Here is a 15,508-nt window from a genome sequence, read left to right as displayed (position 1 = left end):
GCGCGCCGGACGCCCGGAGCCGGGCAGGCTCCGGGCGTCCGGCGCGCGGTAGAAGCGGTCGAAGACCCGATCGAGGTCCTCCTCGGCGATACCGGGCCCACGGTCGAGAACCTCGACACGGACAGCGGCACCGGAGCCGACACCAGTACCGGCACCGGCGCCCGCGCCCGCATGCGCCCCGACTCCCGTGACCACGATGTCGATCGGCTCGCTCCCGCCCCGGTCGAACTTCGCCGCGTTGTCGACGAGGTTGGACAGCGCCCGTTGCAGCGCGCCGGGCCGGCCGTCGACCACCGTGTCGCCGGACACCCGCACCGTGACGGCCCGCCCCGTCCGCCGCCTCGCCGCCACCGCCACGTCCTCGGCGATGTCGGCGAGGGCCACCCGCTGGAGCGGCTCCCGGTCCGACTGGCCGGCCGCGAGGTCGACCAACTCGTTGACCAGGTCGGTGAGTTCGCGGGACTCCTGGGCGAGGTCGGCGACCAGTTCCCCGCGGACGGCGGGCGGGAGCTCGTCGATCCGGCGGAGCATCGAGATGTTGGTGCGCAGCGAGGTCAGGGGCGTACGGAGTTCATGGCCCGCGTCCTGGACCAGGCGCCGCTGGTCCTCCTCGGACTGGGCGAGGCGGCCCAGCATCCGGTCGAAGGAACGGCCGAGCCGCGCCACCTCGTCGTATCCCGCGACGGGCACCTGGATGCCGAGCCGCCCGGTGCGCGCCACGTCCTCGGCGGCCCCGGCGAGCCGGACGAGCCGCGAGGTGATGCGCCGGGCCAGCCACCAGCCGAAGAGACCGGCGGCGATCACGACGGCGCCCACCAGCAGCACGGTCCGCTGCTGGAGTTCACGCAGCAGGTCCTCGGTGTCGCTGAATTCCTGCGCGATCTGCACCGCGCCCCGCCCGTCGCCGAGCGAGACGGTGGCCACCCGGTACATGCCGTCGCCGACGTCGACGTCACGGTGTTCCACCAGTTGGCCGGCCGTCCGCGCGGCAGCGATCCGCCTGTCGTCGGCGCCGACGGGCAGCGGCGGATGGCCGCGGTCGACGACCGACGCGTCCGGCCCGAGAACCTGCACGACCGTGCCGCTCGGCCTGATCAGTTCGTCGCGCGGGCCGCCGTCGGCGTCCGCGGTGGCGAAGTCGGCCGGGGTCAGCGCGCTGTGGCGCACCTCGTCGAGCAGATCCTGCACGACACCCTCGAACACGGTCTGCTGGTCGACGCGTACGAGCCGGGCGGCGGCGTCGTACGACAGGAACCCCACGAGGACGGTGACGGCGGCTGCCACGGCCGCGAACGACACCGTGAAGGTGGTGCGCAGCGAGGACAGCCGCGCCCGGGCCACCCAGCGCCTCAGACGCGCGCCGGAGCGCACTCAGTCCTCCCTCAGCACGTACCCCACACCGCGCACCGTGTGGATCAGGGAGGGCGCGCCCGGCTCGTCGAGCTTGCGCCGCAGATAGCCGACGTACACGGCGAGGTTCTTGGAGCCGGGCCCGAAGTCGTAGCCCCAGATGCGGTCGTAGATGGTCGTGTGGTCGAGGACGATGCCCGCGTTGCGGACGAGCAGTTCCAGGAGGTCGAACTCGGTGCGGGTGAGCTCGACCTCGTGCGGGCCCCGCCACACGCGACGGGCCTGCGGATCGATGCGCAGACCCGCGGCGGCGATCTGGCCGTCGGGCATGCGCGGCGGTTCACTGGGTACGTCGACGGGGGCGCCCGTACGCCGGAGCAGGGCCCGGAGCCGGGCGAAGACCTCCTCGACGTCGAACGGCTTTACCACGTAGTCGTCGGCGCCCGCGTCCAGACCGGCGATACGGTCCGCGGTCTCGACGAGTGCGGTGAGCATCAGGATGGGGGTGCGGTTGCCCTCTGCACGCAGGACGCGACAGACCTGGAGGCCGTCGATGCCCGGCATCATCACATCGAGAACGAGCACGTCGGGTGGGGTGCGGTGGGCCTGCGCGAGCGCCTCGACGCCGTCGGCGACCGCCGTGACCGCGTATCCCTCCAGGGTCAGGGCCCGCTCCAGGGCATGGCGGATCGCACGGTCGTCCTCGGCGAGCAGCAGATTCTGGGGCACGGGACCAGTCTGCCAAGCCCTGGGGAACGTACTACCTGCTGGAGAGGGGTACGGCCGGGCCTCTTACCCGGCTCTCACCCTGCCGGGACCGGTGGCTTACCTCGCCCCGCCACTGTGTCCCCGATGCCGGGGGCGAGCGCCGCAACGGGGAGGCAGCGCACCGCATGAAACGTAGGGAGACCACCGAACGCATGAGGATCGTGTTCCTTCTGCACAACGCGTACGCCATCGGGGGGACCGTCCGCACCACGCTCAACCTCGCGGCGGCGCTCGCCGGGCGGCACGACGTGGAGATCGTGTCGATGAGGCGGCACCGGGACGAGCCGAGGTTCACCGTCGACCCGCGGATCACGGTGGTCCCGCTGGTCGACGAACGGGACGGCAGCCAGGACCTCACGGACCCGTCCTACGCGCAGCCGGCCGTCGACTTCCCCGCCTCCGACAAGCGCTACGACCAGTACACCCGGCTCACCGACCTGCGCGCCCGCGACTATCTGACGGGCTGCGACGCGGACGTGGTGATCGGTACGCGGCCCGGCATCAACGTGTACGTGGCCCGGTTCGCCCCGCGCCGGGCGCTGCGGATCGCCCAGGAGCATCTGCGGCACGACTCGCACAGCAAGCGGCTGCGGGGTGTCCTGGCCCGCGCCTACCGCTCGCTGGACGCGGTGGTGACGACGACGGAGGCGGACGCGGAGGTGTACCGGCAGCGGATGCCGCTGCCGGGCGTACGGGTCGCCGCGGTGCCGAACATGGTGCCCGCGCCGCAGGGCCTCACCCGGGACGGGACCACGAAGGTGATCACCGCGGCCGGCCGCCTGGTCCGCGGCAAACGCTTCGACCTGCTGATCGAGGCCTTCTCCGCGGTCGCCTCCAAGGAACCCGACTGGCAGCTGCGGATCTTCGGCGGCGGTCCCGAGCGCGAACACCTCCAGCACCTGATCGACGGCCTGGGCCTGGCCGGACACGCCCGCCTCATGGGACCGCGTACGCCGATCGAGGCGGAGTTCGCCAAATCGGCGATGGTGGTCTCGGCCTCGGACGCGGAGTCGTTCGGGATGACCCTGGTCGAGGCGATGCGCTGCGGGGTGCCGGTGATCAGCACGGACTGCCCGCTGGGCCCCGCCGAGATCATCACGGAGGGCGTCGACGGCCGTCTGACGCCCGTGGGCGACGCCCGCTCCCTCGCCGAGGCGATGCTCGACCTGATCACGGACGACCCGCTACGGCAGGCGATGGGCGAGGCGGCCCTGCGGAGCTCCCACCGCTACGACGCCGACCCGATCGTCGACCGCTACGAGGCCCTGTTCACGGAACTCAGGGCCACCCGCGTCCGCCGCGCCTGGACCCGCGGCCGGGTCCGCGCCACGGGCTGGGCCCGCCGCCAGACCCACCGCTTCCGCCGCCCGACGAACGGCCGGCCCCCCGCCATCAACAGCACAAGACCCACAGGACCGTGACGCCCGGGGCTCCGAGGGCGTCACATCCAGTACGCCGGGCGGCCCACATGGGTTCCCAGTCCCCCAGGACCGCCCGGCTCCCGCACCGGCCCGCCCGGCTTCCCGGGCCGATGCGACGAGCCGCCCGCTTTCGCACGGCGGGCGGCTCGTAGGGGGAGTCCTGACATCTGCGGCTCTTGCTGAAGGCCCGAAGAGAACCCGCGGACCCCACAAACCCGCCCGGCCGGCCGGAGGACGCCCCCAGCACCCCGGCCGGCCGGTGCGGCAACACCCCGAGCCCCCGAGCCCCGCTCGCTACTCCGGTCGCAACGCGGCGAGCTGCTGCTCGAACGGAACCACCTCGAACCCACCGCCACGCACGAGCTCCACCCCGCCCTGCGTCGGCACCGAAACCGGCACCGACCCTGACCGTCCGGCCGCCAGGCCGTTCATCAGCCCCGCCAACTCCCCCGCGGCCCGGTCGATCCGCTCAACGAGCCCCTCGGCCCCCCAGTCCTCCGAAGCCGCGTACACCCCGGTGGGCACGACCACCGCCCGCAGATACGCGAACAGCGGCCGCAACGCGTGCTCCAGGACCAGCGAATGACGGGCCGACCCCCCGGTCGCCGCGACCAGCACGGGCTTCCCGGCCAGCGCTTCCGGGTCCAGCACGTCGAAGAAGGACTTGAACAGACCGCTGTACGAGGCGGAGAACACCGGCGTGACGACGATCAGCCCGTCCGCCGACGCCACCGCTTCCAGGGCGGCACCCAGCGCGGGCCCCGGAAAGCCGTTGGTGAAGTTGTGCGCGATCTCGACCGCGAGGTCACGCAGCTCCACCACCTGGACGTCCGCCGAGGTGCGCTCGGCGGTCGCGTTGGCCAGCCGGTCACCCAGCAGCCGCGTGGACGACGGAACGCTCAGCCCCGCGGAGACGACGACGAGCTTCATGACGAGGTCACCTCCTTGTCGGCGTCAGCCACAGCCGCGGCAGCGACCCGCGACGCGTGCGTCGGCGCATCCGGCACCCCGGCCGGACGCCGCTTCGCGAACTCCTCGCGCAGCACGGGCACGACCTCCTCGCCCAGCATGTCGATCTGCTCCAGCACGGACTTCAGCGGCAGCCCGGCATGGTCCACCAGGAACAACTGACGCTGGTAGTCACCGGCGTACTCCCGGAAGCCCAGCGTCTTCTCGATCACCTGCTCCGGCGAGCCGACCGTCAGCGGGGTCTGCTGGGTGAAGTCCTCGAGGGACGGCCCGTGCCCGTACACCGGCGCGTTGTCGAAGTACGGCCGGAACTCCCGGACCGCGTCCTGCGAGTTCCTGCGCATGAAGATCTGGCCGCCGAGCCCGACGATCGCCTGCTCCGCCGTGCCGTGCCCGTAGTGCGCGTACCGCGACCGGTACAGCTCGACCATCCGCTTGGTGTGGTCGGCCGGCCAGAAGATGTTGTTGTGGAAGAACCCGTCGCCGTAGTACGCGGCCTGCTCGGCGATCTCGGGCGAGCGGATCGAGCCGTGCCAGACGAACGGCGGCACGCCGTCCAGCGGCCGGGGCGTCGACGTGAACGACTGCAGCGGCGTACGGAACTTGCCCTCCCAGTCGACGACTTCCTCGCGCCACAGCCGGTACAGCAGCGCGTAGTTCTCGACGGCGAGGTTGATGCCCTGCCTGATGTCCTTCCCGAACCAGGGGTAGACAGGCCCGGTGTTGCCGCGCCCCATCATCAGGTCCACGCGCCCGTCCGCCAGATGCTGGAGCATCGCGAAGTCCTCGGCGATCTTCACCGGGTCGTTGGTGGTGATGAGGGTGGTGGAGGTGGAGAGGATGAGCTTCTCGGTGCGCGCGGCGATCCAGCCGAGCATGGTCGTCGGCGACGACGGCACGAACGGCGGGTTGTGGTGCTCGCCGGTCGCGAAGACGTCGAGCCCGACCTCCTCGGCCTTCTGCGCGATGGCGACCATGGCCTTGATCCGCTCGTGCTCGGACGGCGCCCGGCCCGTGGTGGGGTCCGGCGTGACGTCACCGACGCTGAAGATCCCGAACTGCATGGCTGCCTCATCCTCCGCAGGTTGTTTACGATTCAACTATACCCGCCAACGATGGACCCCGCCGGGCTATTCCCAGCCTCCGACACCCCCGGTGCCACGGCATCCCCGTACCAGGCATCCCCGGTACGCGCAGGCCACCGGGCCCCCGGCCACCCGTGCCCCGCGCCGCTGTCAGTGCCCCGTCCTACCATCCCGATATGGCCGCCCCAAGCCGTGACGCAAACCACGACACCGACCGCGACGCCGACCGCGACCGCGACCGCGACACGAGAGGCATCGTCGACGCCGCGGAGTTCCTCGCGCAGGTGGACTTCCGCCGACCCGAGCCCGCCGAGCCCCTCCGTCGTCACGTGGAGTACTACTGGCTGATCGACTGGGACCTCCCCGAGCCGTACGTCTCCCATGTGGTCCCGCACCCCGCGGTCCACGTCGTCTTCCAGCAGTTCGAGGGCCAGGACCCCTTCGTGGAGTTCGCGGGCATCCAGCTCGGGCTCTTCACCCAGAAGCTGGAGGGACGGGGCCGGGTCTGCGGCATCAAGTTCCGGCCGGGCAGCTTCCACCCCTTCGCACCGCGGCACCCGGTGTCCGAGTGGACGGGCAGGCGCCTGCCCCTGACGGAGGTCCTCCCCGCGGCCAGGGACGACCTGGACGCCGTGCTGACCCCGCCCGACGAGACGGCCCGTGTGGCGGCGCTCGACACGTTCCTGCTGGGCCTCGCCCCGGCCCCCGACCCCCGCGCCGACCTGGCGAGGGACCTGGTCGACACCATCCGGACCGACCGCACGATCCGCCGCGTCGCCGACTTCGCCCGCGCCCAGGGCATGACCGTACGAGCGATGCAGCGCCTCTTCTCCACCTACGTCGGCGTGGGCCCCAAGTGGATCATCCTCCGCTACCGCATCCACGAGGCCCTGGAGCACGCCGAGTCCACCCCGTCCACCGACTGGGCCACCCTCGCGGCAGACCTCGGCTACGCGGACCAGGCCCACCTGATCCGCGACTTCACAGCGACGGTGGGGGTGCCTCCGACGGCGTACGCCCAGAGCACCCACTGAGGGCGCGGCCGGGCCTCAAGGGGCGCGGGGAACTGCGCGCTCAGCCGAAACTCACCCGCACCCAATACCCCACGCCGCCCCTAGAAGACATACGTGTCCCCGGTGTCCAGCACCAGCACCTCCTGCCGGTCGTTGTGGTGGTTGCGGTCCACCGCGCCGCCGCCCCACACCGTGTCGATGCCCAGCGTCACTTCCGAGGGCGCCCCCCTCAGCCGTACGGCCATGGTGATCGTCTCCCCCCACCCGTCCGCGGGCAGCGCCCCAGTGCGGCACATCACCGTGCGCACCTCCGTGCGCGCGCACCCGGCCGGCAGCCCCTGCTCGTCCGCGAGCGGCACCGACCACCGCAGCCGTACGGTCGCCTCCGCGATGCCGGAGGGGCCGTGGTTCTGCGGGGTCATCCGCAGGTCCACGCGTCCGCCGGTCATCGACAGGTGCCCGTGGTAGGCGAGATCGGCCTCGGGCGCCACGGCCGGGGCCGCGTCCACGACCGGTGCCGCCGTGGCAGTCGCAGCCGGAGAGGCCAGGGCCACCAAGGCAGCCGCACCCAGCCCACAAAGAATCCGCATCCGCATGTGTCATGTCCTCCGCGTCGACCCGCATGTCTCCGTACGTCGACGGATGTATGCCACCTGGGCCGCACGACAGGCGCCGCCCATCAGGTGAGACGCCCGACGGGGCCGTACACCCCGCCCGCCTATCCTGGCCGGTGAAGCAATCGACCGTACGAGCGAGCGGCGGCCCCGCACCACGGCCGCGCCCGCCCCCTCCCCCGAGGAGCAGCCCATGACCGCCGCCGCATTCGCCGCGCCCTCCGCCGCCTCCCGCATCGCCGTCGTCACCGGCGCGAGCAGCGGAATCGGCGCCGCGACGGCCAGGCAGCTGGCGGCGGCGGGCTACCGCGTCGTCCTCACCGCCCGCCGCAAGGACCGTATCGAGGCGCTCGCGGAGGAGATCGACGCGGCGGGCGGCCAGGCGACGGCGTACGCGCTGGACATCACGGACCGCGCGGCGGTCGACGAGTTCGCCACCGCCTTCAAGAAGATCGGCGTCCTCGTCAACAACGCGGGCGGCGCGCTCGGGGCCGACCCGGTCGCGTCCGGCGACCCGGCGGAGTGGCGCCAGATGTACGAGACGAACGTCATCGGCACGCTGAACATCACCCAGGCGCTGCTCCCCGCGCTGACCGCGAGCGGCGACGGCACGGTGGTCGTCGTCTCCTCGACCGCGGGCCACAGCACCTACGAGGGCGGCGCGGGCTATGTGGCCGCCAAGCACGCCGAGCACGTCCTGGCCGAGACCCTCCGGCTGGAGATCGTCGGCACCCCGGTCCGCGTCATCGAGATCGCCCCCGGCATGGTCAAGACGGACGAGTTCGCCCTGACCCGCTTCGGCGGCGACTCCGAGAAGGCCTCGAAGGTCTACGCCGGCGTCGCGGAGCCCCTGACCGCCGACGACGTCGCCGACACCATCACCTGGACGGTCACCCGCCCCTCCCACGTCAACATCGACCTCCTGGTCGTACGCCCCCGCGCCCAGGCCTCCAACACGAAGGTCCACAGGGAGCTGTAGTGCCGGACACCGAGCCCACCCCGCAGCAGGACCAGGAACAACGCCGCCTGGACCAGGAAAAGAAGGACGAACGCTACGTCTGGTGGTACCTCGCGTACTTCCTCTTCGGCATCCACCTGGTGGCGTTCGTGATGATCTACGCGGTAACGCACGCGAAGTAGCGCGGCCGGGCCGGTCTCATGACCGCCTCCTCTCCTGCACACCTTGGTAGTCGACCACGAAGATCCCTTCCTCCCTCATCGGCGGGGAACCCCAATAACTCACTGGCCAGCAATGGCAGTTCCCTTCGGTGAGATGAAAAAAATGAGGCCCGGGCCGACAACAGCCCGGGCCCCACTCGTGGTTCAGCCCTTTTCGCACACAGCGTTCAGCCCTTCACGCACACAACCTGCTTCAGCTTCGCGACGACCTCCACGAGGTCGCGCTGCTGGTCGATTACCTGCTCGATCGGCTTGTACGCGCTCGGGATCTCGTCCACGACGCCGGAGTCCTTGCGGCACTCCACACCCTGCGTCTGCTCCTCCAGGTCCTTTGTCGAGAAGCGACGCTTGGCGGCGTTACGGCTCATGCGCCGGCCCGCCCCGTGCGAGGCCGAGTTGAACGCCTTCTCGTTGCCGAGCCCCTTCACGATGTACGAACCCGTGCCCATCGAGCCCGGGATGATCCCGTACTCGCCGGAGCCCGCGCGGATCGCGCCCTTGCGGGTGACCAGCAGGTCCATGCCCTCGTACCGCTCCTCGGCCACGTAGTTGTGGTGCGCGCTGATCTCCGGCTCGAAGGTCGGCTTCGCCTTCTTGAACTCCTTGCGGACCACGTCCTTCAGGAGCGCCATCATCAGCGTGCGGTTGTACTTCGCGTACTCCTGCGCCCAGAACAGATCGGTGCGGTACGCCGCCATCTGCGGGGTGTCCGCGATGAATACGGCGAGGTCGCGATCGACCAGACCCTGGTTGTGCGAGAGCTTCTGGGCGATACCTATGTGGTGCTCGGCCAGTTCCTTGCCGATGTTCCGGGAACCGGAGTGCAGCATCAGCCAAACAGAACCGGTCGTATCCGTGCACACCTCGACGAAGTGGTTTCCGGATCCGAGCGTCCCCATCTGCTTCGTGGCCCGCTCCTGACGGAATTTGACCGCTTCGGCCACACCGTCGAACCGCCCCCAGAAGTCGTCCCACCCCGCCGTGGCCAGCCCGTGGAACCCACCAGGGTCCACGGGGCTGTCATGCATCCCCCGCCCCACCGGAATGGCCTGCTCGACCTTCGACCGCAGCCGGGAAAGGTCCCCGGGCAGGTCGTTGGCCGTCAGCGACGTCCTGACCGCGGACATCCCGCACCCGATGTCGACCCCGACCGCCGCGGGACACACGGCCCCCTGCATGGCGATCACGGAACCGACCGTCGCGCCCTTGCCGAAGTGGACGTCCGGCATGACGGCGAGGCCCTTGATCCAGGGGAGCGTCGAGACGTTGCGGAGCTGCTGCATCGCGACGTCCTCGACCGACGCCGGGTCCGCCCACATGCGGATCGGAACCTTCGCGCCCGGCACTTCCACGTACGACATATCGTCCTCATTCCCCCGTAAAACAAGCAGAAGTCACAAATCGCAAAACCGGCGCCAAGGTCAACGTTTGGGACAACGGACCGGCGTTCACGGCAGTGCGTGCGATACACATTGTCTCCAGGAGCCGCCCCCGCGCGGCAACTGAATAACCAACGCATAACCACAGGACACCCCGGTCGCGCGCCCAGCGCGGCGACCCGTCGAGAGGAGCCCCACCGTGCAGCGGAAGGCGTACGTACCCGGCGTCGCCGCGCTCCTCGCGGTGCTGCTGGCCGGCTGCACCGGTGGATCGGGCAACGACGACGGCACGACCGACCCGAAGCCGGGCGAATCGGCCACGACACCGACCGCGGCCCAGCCCGGCAAGTACCGCACGCTCCCGGAGCCGTGCGCCGCGGTGTCGCACGGCACGCTGGACTCGCTGCTGCCCGGCATCAAGCAGGTCACGGACGAGGAGCAGCGCGAGAAGGCGTACGAGGGCACGGCGACGCAGACGTACGACACGGACCGCAAGGTCGGTTGCCGCTGGAAGGCGCAGTCGACCGGGGCGACGGATCACCTGCTGGTGGACTTCGAGCGCGTGGTCTCGTACGACAACGCGGTCAGCGACGACGACCGCGCGACGGACATATACCTGAAGCGGGAGACGGCGGCGGACCTCCCGGAGCCGGTCGCCTCGTCGGAGTCGTCGGATGCATCCGAGTCGCCCGAATCATCCAGCCCGTCCGGTTCATCCCCCGACCCGAGCGGATCCCCTTCGGGCGGCACCGGTTCCGGTCCGAGCTCCAGCGCGTCGGGCGCGGAGGGCGACGACGAGAGCGGTTCCGCCACCCCCTCCGACGGCTCCACGCCCTCCGCCCTCCAGCCCCGCACGCTCGACGACCTGGGCGACGAGGCGTTCCTGGACGACGCACTGAGCAGCTCCCGGCAGCGCACGGTGACTGTGGTGTTCCGCACGTCCAATGTGGTCGTGACGATCCAGTACGACGAGCAGCCGGCGACCACGACCGACGTCCCGAGCAGCAAGGACATGCAGGACAGAGCGCGGAAACTGGCCAGTCAGCTCGCCGGGACGTTCGACGACTAGGGGCTCCCGGGAGGGGTTTCGGGCTGGGCGGAACCCGAGTCACCCGTGTCCCGTTCGGCGTACCGTGGCCCCTCGGACCCGACCGAGTGCGGCCGACCGAGGACGCGGCCGTTCGCACGCACACCCAGCGTCTTGAGTGAAGGAACCATGCACCGACCCGCACAGCGCCAGCGTCAGCGACTCACCCGCATCCTTGTCGGCGCGGCTGCCGTCCCGATGATGCTCGTCGCCTCCGGCTGCTCCTCGGACTCCGGCGACGGCTCCGGCGACGACGCGAAGAAGGACTCCGGCGCCTCGGCGTCGTCGTCCGCGACGGAGGCCGGTTCGGTGGTGAAGGAGGCCGCGTACGCGAAGCTTCCGGAGCCCTGCAAGGTGTTCTCGTCGAAGACGTTGAAGGAAATGGTGCCGAAGGGCACCAAGTCCGACAAGGAGGGCAAGTCGGGCGACGGGGCGACGCGCGGCAACTGCTCCTGGAACAGCCTGGACAACAACGGCGTGGACGGTTCGCAGTTCCGCTGGCTGAACGTGTCCCTGCTGCGTTTCGAGTCGGACGCGACCCGCGGTACGGGCGAGAAGCTGGCCTCGGAGTACTTCACCAAGCACGCCGAGGACGCCCGCTCGGTCGAGGGCGCGAAGGACACCAAGTCGCAGCCGCTGACCGGGATGGGCAACGAGGCGACGCTGGTGACGTACGACCTGAAGAAGAAGGAAGGCACCTTCAAGCAGCAGACGGTCGTGACGCGCGTCGAGAACGTCGTCGTGACGGTCGACTACAACGGCGCGGGTCTGGCGGGCGACAAGGCCCCGAAGGTGGCCGACCTGACGAAGGCGGCGGAGAAGGCCGCCAAGGAGGCCGTGGAGGCGGTCCGGACGGCGAACGGGGCCGGCGGCGGCTCCGCGACCGGTGGCAGCACGGCGCCGAGCAAGAGCCCCAGCCCGAGCAAGAGCGCGAGCAAGAGCGCGGGCCAGGGTTCGGACCTCGGCAAGGACTCGGGCACGAGCAAGAGCCCGAGCAAGTCGGCCACGAAGAAGGACTGACGACCGTTCCGGAAATCCGGCCGCCGCCCAACTCCCGGCCGGACCAGGACATTTGCAGCGGCCCGGCCTCCGTGGGGGCCGGGCTGGTGCCGTACTGGGCGCCCGGACCCCGTACACATGTGCCACTCTGTTGCGCGCAACAGGTCGTCATGGGAGGGGAGTACGGGTGTCCGCGCCTATGGAGCTCACGAGGACGCACCGGATTCTCATCGGGGTGGTCGTCTTCGGAGCCGTCGTCATCGCCGGGATCGGCTTCGCCGGTTCGTACGCGGCGGTGCGCGAACTCGCCCTCCAGAAGGGCTTCGGGAAGTTCAGCTACGTCTTCCCGATCGGTATCGACGCGGGAATATGCGTCCTGCTCGCGCTCGATCTGCTCCTGACCTGGATCAGGATCCCGTTCCCGCTGCTGCGCCAGACGGCGTGGCTGCTGACGGCGGCGACGATCGCGTTCAACGGCGCCGCCGCCTGGCCGGACCCGCTGGGCGTCGGGATGCACGGTGTGATCCCGATCCTGTTCGTGGTCTCCGTCGAGGCGGCACGGCACGCGATCGGCCGGATCGCGGACATCACGGCCGACAAGCACATGGAGGGCGTGCGCCTCACCCGCTGGCTGCTGTCCCCGCTGCCCACGTTCCTGCTCTGGCGCCGGATGAAGCTGTGGGAGCTGCGCTCCTACGAGCAGGTCATCAAGCTGGAGCAGGAGCGTCTCGTCTATCAGGCACGGCTGCGTTCGCGCTTCGGCCGCGCCTGGCGCCGCAAGGCCCCGGTCGAGTCCCTGATGCCGCTGCGGCTGGCCCGCTACGGCGTGCCCCTGGCGGAGACGGCCCCTTCGGGTCTGGCCGCGGCGGGCATCGAGCCTGCGCTGCTGCCCCCCGCGCCGCAGCCCGCCCTGGAGCCGGTCAACGCGGCGCCGGGCCGTCACACCCCCGAGACCGTGCCCGCCGTACAGAACGACGCGGCACATGCCCGGTCGCAGGGTTCCGCTCCCGCGGGCGACGAACCCCCCGAGCAGCCGGAGTACGCCGAGCCGCAGAACCCGTGGCTGCATGCCCGGGACCCCCAGGCCATCGCGTACCAGGGCGGCTACGACCCGACGTACGACCCGGACGCCGCGTACACCGAGTGGTACGGGGAGCAGCAGGCCGAACAGTTCGAGGACCGGCAGCAGTTCGAGAACCGGCGGCAGTTCGAGGAACAGCAGCGCTTCCAGGATCCGCGGCAGTTCGAGGAACAGCAGCGGTTCCAGGACCCTCGGCAGTTCGAGCAGGAGACGTTTCCGCAGCAGTTCGAGGAGCCGCCGGCTCCGGCCCCGGAGCCCTCCCCGGAGGACACCGGTACCTTCCCGATCCCGGCAGGACCGGGCCGTACCCGTGAAATGGGGGCGGGCGGCGGCACGGAGCCGACCGAGGAGGACTACTACCTGGTCTTCAAGAAGTCGATAGACGGCAGCTACCCGACCTCGGGCCAGTTCAGGGGTGACGTGGAGGCGACGTACGGCACGATGCTCCCGCAGCGCGAGGCCGACCGCATGGTCAACCGCTTCACCAACCGCCACACGGCGGAACTGCAGGAAGACCACATCGCGTAGCACCAGCACCCGGCGTGGATACGCGTGGAGGGGGCGCCCGGAGATCTCCGGGCGCCCCCTCCACGTACAGGCACATACGACGACCGTGCCGCGGCCTGGCGGTCGCCAGGCCGCCCGGGTCGCCTACTCGCCGAGCAGCTTCCTGACCCGCTCCTGGCCCACCGCGAGGAGCAGGGTGGGCAGGCGGGGGCCGGTGTCGCGGCCGACCAGCAGGTGGTAGAGCAGGGCGAAGAAGGTGCGCTGGGCGACCTTGATCTCGGCCGGGAGCTCCTTCGGCGTGGCGTCGGCGGAGAAGCCGGCCTGGACCTTCGGGACCCCGTACACGAGGTGGGTGAGTCCGTCGAGCGACCAGTGCGAGTCGAGTCCGTCGAGGAGGAGCCGCAGCGAGGCGCGGCCCTGGTCGTCGAGGGACTTGATGAGCTCGGTGTCGGCCTCCTTGCGGACGACCGTGCGCTGGTCGGCGGGGACCTGGGTGTTGATCCAGGCCTCGGCCCTGTCGAGCCGCGGCCGGACCTCGTCGAGGGACGAGAGCGGGTCGGCGGGGTCGAGTTCGCTGAGGATGCGCAGGGTCTGGTCCTCGGCGCCGGCGGTGATGTCGGCGACGGAGGCGAGCGTGCGGTAGGGCATCGGGCGGGGCGTCTTCGGAAGCTCGCCGGCGGCGGTGCCGACAGCACGCGAGTGCGCGGCGACGTCGGCCGGCAGGGCGGACCCGTCGGCGACCTTGCCCTCCAGCTTGTCCCACTCGTCGTAGAGCCGCTGGATCTCCTGGTCGAAGGCGATCTTGAAGGACTGGTTGGGACGGCGGCGGGCGTAGAGCCATCGCAGGATCTGCGGCTCCATGATCTTCAGCGCGTCACCGGGCGTGGGCACGCCTCCCTTGGAGGAGGACATCTTCGCCATGCCGGAGATGCCCACGAAGGCGTACATCGGGCCGATGGGCTGCTTGCCGCCGAAGATGCTCCCGACGATCTGTCCGCCGACCTGGAAGCTGGACCCGGGCGAGGAGTGGTCGACGCCGGAGGGCTCGAAGACGACGCCCTCGTACGCCCAGCGCATCGGCCAGTCGACCTTCCAGACCAGCTTGCCGCGGTTGAACTCACTGAGCCGTACGGTCTCCGAGAAGTCGCACGCGGTGCAGGTGTACGTCAGCTCGGTGGTGTCGTCGTCGTAGGCCGTGACGGTGGTGAGGTCCTTGCCGCAGTCGCCGCAGTAGGGCTTGTACGGGAAGTACCCGGCGGAGCCGGTGCCGTCGTCGTCGGCCGCCGCGCCGGACCCCTCGGCGGCTTCGAGCTCGGCCTCGTCGAGGGGCTTCTGCGACTGCTTCTTGGCCGGGGCCTTCTTGGTCCGGTACTGATCAAGAATCGCGTCGATGTCCCCCCGGTGCTTCATCGCGTGCAGGATCTGCTCGCGATACGTGCCGGAGGTGTACTGCTCGGTCTGGCTGATGCCGTCGAACTCGACGCCCAGCTCGCCCAGTGCCTCGACCATCGCGGCCTTGAAGTGCTCGGCCCAGCTCGCGTACGGGGAGCCCTTCGGGGCGGGGACGGCGGTCAGAGGCCGGCCAATGTGCTCGCCCCAGGAGTCATCGACACCCACAACCCCGTTCGGCACCTTCCGATACCGGTCGTAGTCGTCCCAGGAGATGAGGTGCCTGACCTCGTGGCCCCGGCGGCGGATCTCGTCGGCGACGAGGTGCGGGGTCATGACCTCCCGGAGGTTCCCGAGGTGGATGGGCCCTGACGGGGACAGTCCGGACGCGACGACGACCGGTTTGCCCGGGGCCCGACGCTCCGACTCCTCGATGACCTCATCCGCGTAACGGGAGACCCAGTCGGTGGTCTCGGTGCTCTGAGCCACGATCGGCACGTCCTTCTTTCCTCAGGAGGCGTCTTCGGCCGGCGGTACGGTTCGCACGGCTGACCGTCCCATTCTCCCAGCTAGGCCCGCATCCACGAAAACGGCTTTTCATCGCCCCCGCCGCCCCTTCCCGTTCCCGTCCCTGGGGGCTGCGCCCCCAGGGACGGGAACGGGAAGG

General features: G+C 70.6%; 14 protein-coding genes. 7 read left to right on the top strand and 7 right to left on the bottom strand.

The window, feature by feature from the left end:
- Positions 1-1,371, bottom strand: a 1,371-nt coding sequence (locus AOK17_RS04075; RefSeq protein WP_055610893.1) for a sensor histidine kinase, incomplete at its 3' end; no start/stop codon positions are given.
- Complete coding sequence (locus AOK17_RS04070; protein ID WP_055610892.1) at positions 1,372-2,079, bottom strand: response regulator transcription factor; 708 nt, start codon at positions 2,077-2,079, stop codon at positions 1,372-1,374.
- 191 nt (positions 2,080-2,270) lie between these two features.
- Between AOK17_RS04070 and AOK17_RS04065 the strand changes: the two genes are divergently transcribed.
- Positions 2,271-3,539 carry a glycosyltransferase family 4 protein gene (locus AOK17_RS04065; protein WP_055610891.1) on the top strand — a complete coding sequence of 423 codons (1,269 nt, stop codon included), beginning with the start codon at positions 2,271-2,273 and terminating at the stop codon, positions 3,537-3,539.
- Positions 3,540-3,833: 294 nt separating this feature from the next.
- On the opposite strand, the gene AOK17_RS04060 is transcribed toward AOK17_RS04065, so the two are convergent.
- Together AOK17_RS04060 and AOK17_RS04055 are read right to left on the bottom strand one after the other, a co-directional pair.
- Positions 3,834-4,469 (bottom strand): FMN reductase, encoded by a 636-nt coding sequence (locus tag AOK17_RS04060; protein WP_055610890.1) that lies wholly within the window; start codon positions 4,467-4,469, stop codon positions 3,834-3,836.
- The gene (locus AOK17_RS04055) at positions 4,466-5,572 is read right to left on the bottom strand and encodes an LLM class flavin-dependent oxidoreductase (protein WP_055610889.1); all 1,107 of its coding nucleotides are present in this window, start codon (positions 5,570-5,572) and stop codon (positions 4,466-4,468) included. Before AOK17_RS04055 ends, AOK17_RS04060 begins: the two co-directional genes overlap by 4 nt.
- Before the next feature lie 197 nt (positions 5,573-5,769).
- On the opposite strand from AOK17_RS04055, the gene AOK17_RS04050 reads away from it, so the two are divergent.
- Positions 5,770-6,627 (top strand): helix-turn-helix domain-containing protein, encoded by an 858-nt coding sequence (locus AOK17_RS04050; protein WP_079052783.1) that lies wholly within the window; start codon positions 5,770-5,772, stop codon positions 6,625-6,627.
- An 80-nt stretch (positions 6,628-6,707) separates the two neighbouring features.
- Here the strand turns inward: AOK17_RS04050 and AOK17_RS04045 are convergent, their stop codons facing one another.
- The gene (locus AOK17_RS04045) at positions 6,708-7,202 is read right to left on the bottom strand and encodes a hypothetical protein (protein ID WP_055610888.1); all 495 of its coding nucleotides are present in this window, start codon (positions 7,200-7,202) and stop codon (positions 6,708-6,710) included.
- A gap of 211 nt (positions 7,203-7,413) precedes the next feature.
- Here AOK17_RS04045 and AOK17_RS04040 point away from each other — a divergent pair, with 211 nt between their 5' ends.
- Together AOK17_RS04040 and AOK17_RS51205 are read left to right on the top strand one after the other, a co-directional pair.
- On the top strand, positions 7,414-8,199 hold the full coding sequence (locus tag AOK17_RS04040; protein ID WP_055610887.1) for an SDR family NAD(P)-dependent oxidoreductase: 786 nt from the start codon (positions 7,414-7,416) through the stop codon (positions 8,197-8,199).
- Complete coding sequence (locus AOK17_RS51205) at positions 8,199-8,360, top strand: hypothetical protein (RefSeq protein WP_169801892.1); 162 nt, start codon at positions 8,199-8,201, stop codon at positions 8,358-8,360. Before AOK17_RS04040 ends, AOK17_RS51205 begins: the two co-directional genes overlap by 1 nt.
- A 206-nt stretch (positions 8,361-8,566) precedes the next feature.
- Here AOK17_RS51205 and AOK17_RS04035 read toward each other — a convergent pair whose 3' ends face one another.
- A complete protein-coding gene (locus tag AOK17_RS04035; RefSeq protein ID WP_055610886.1) occupies positions 8,567-9,760 on the bottom strand; it encodes an RtcB family protein in 1,194 nt (397 codons plus the stop codon).
- A 217-nt stretch (positions 9,761-9,977) separates the two neighbouring features.
- On the opposite strand from AOK17_RS04035, the gene AOK17_RS04030 reads away from it, so the two are divergent.
- The 3 genes from AOK17_RS04030 to AOK17_RS04020 all read left to right on the top strand — a co-directional run bounded on the left by AOK17_RS04030 (position 9,978) and on the right by AOK17_RS04020 (position 13,473).
- A complete protein-coding gene (locus tag AOK17_RS04030; protein WP_055610885.1) occupies positions 9,978-10,847 on the top strand; it encodes a hypothetical protein in 870 nt (289 codons plus the stop codon).
- Between the two features lie 147 nt (positions 10,848-10,994).
- Complete coding sequence (locus AOK17_RS04025; protein WP_055610884.1) at positions 10,995-11,885, top strand: DUF3558 family protein; 891 nt, start codon at positions 10,995-10,997, stop codon at positions 11,883-11,885.
- Between the two features lie 178 nt (positions 11,886-12,063).
- Positions 12,064-13,473, top strand: a complete 1,410-nt coding sequence (locus AOK17_RS04020) for a DUF2637 domain-containing protein (protein ID WP_055610883.1) — start codon at positions 12,064-12,066, stop codon at positions 13,471-13,473.
- Positions 13,474-13,596: 123 nt separating this feature from the next.
- On the opposite strand, the gene lysS is transcribed toward AOK17_RS04020, so the two are convergent.
- Positions 13,597-15,339, bottom strand: a complete 1,743-nt coding sequence (lysS, locus tag AOK17_RS04015; protein ID WP_055610882.1) for a lysine--tRNA ligase — start codon at positions 15,337-15,339, stop codon at positions 13,597-13,599.
- Between the last annotated feature and the right edge of the window lie 169 nt (positions 15,340-15,508).

The organism is Streptomyces phaeochromogenes (assembly GCF_001418655.1).
Classification (GTDB): Bacteria; Actinomycetota; Actinomycetes; order Streptomycetales; family Streptomycetaceae; genus Streptomyces; species Streptomyces phaeochromogenes.
This window is presented reverse-complemented; position numbering and strand designations above follow the sequence as displayed.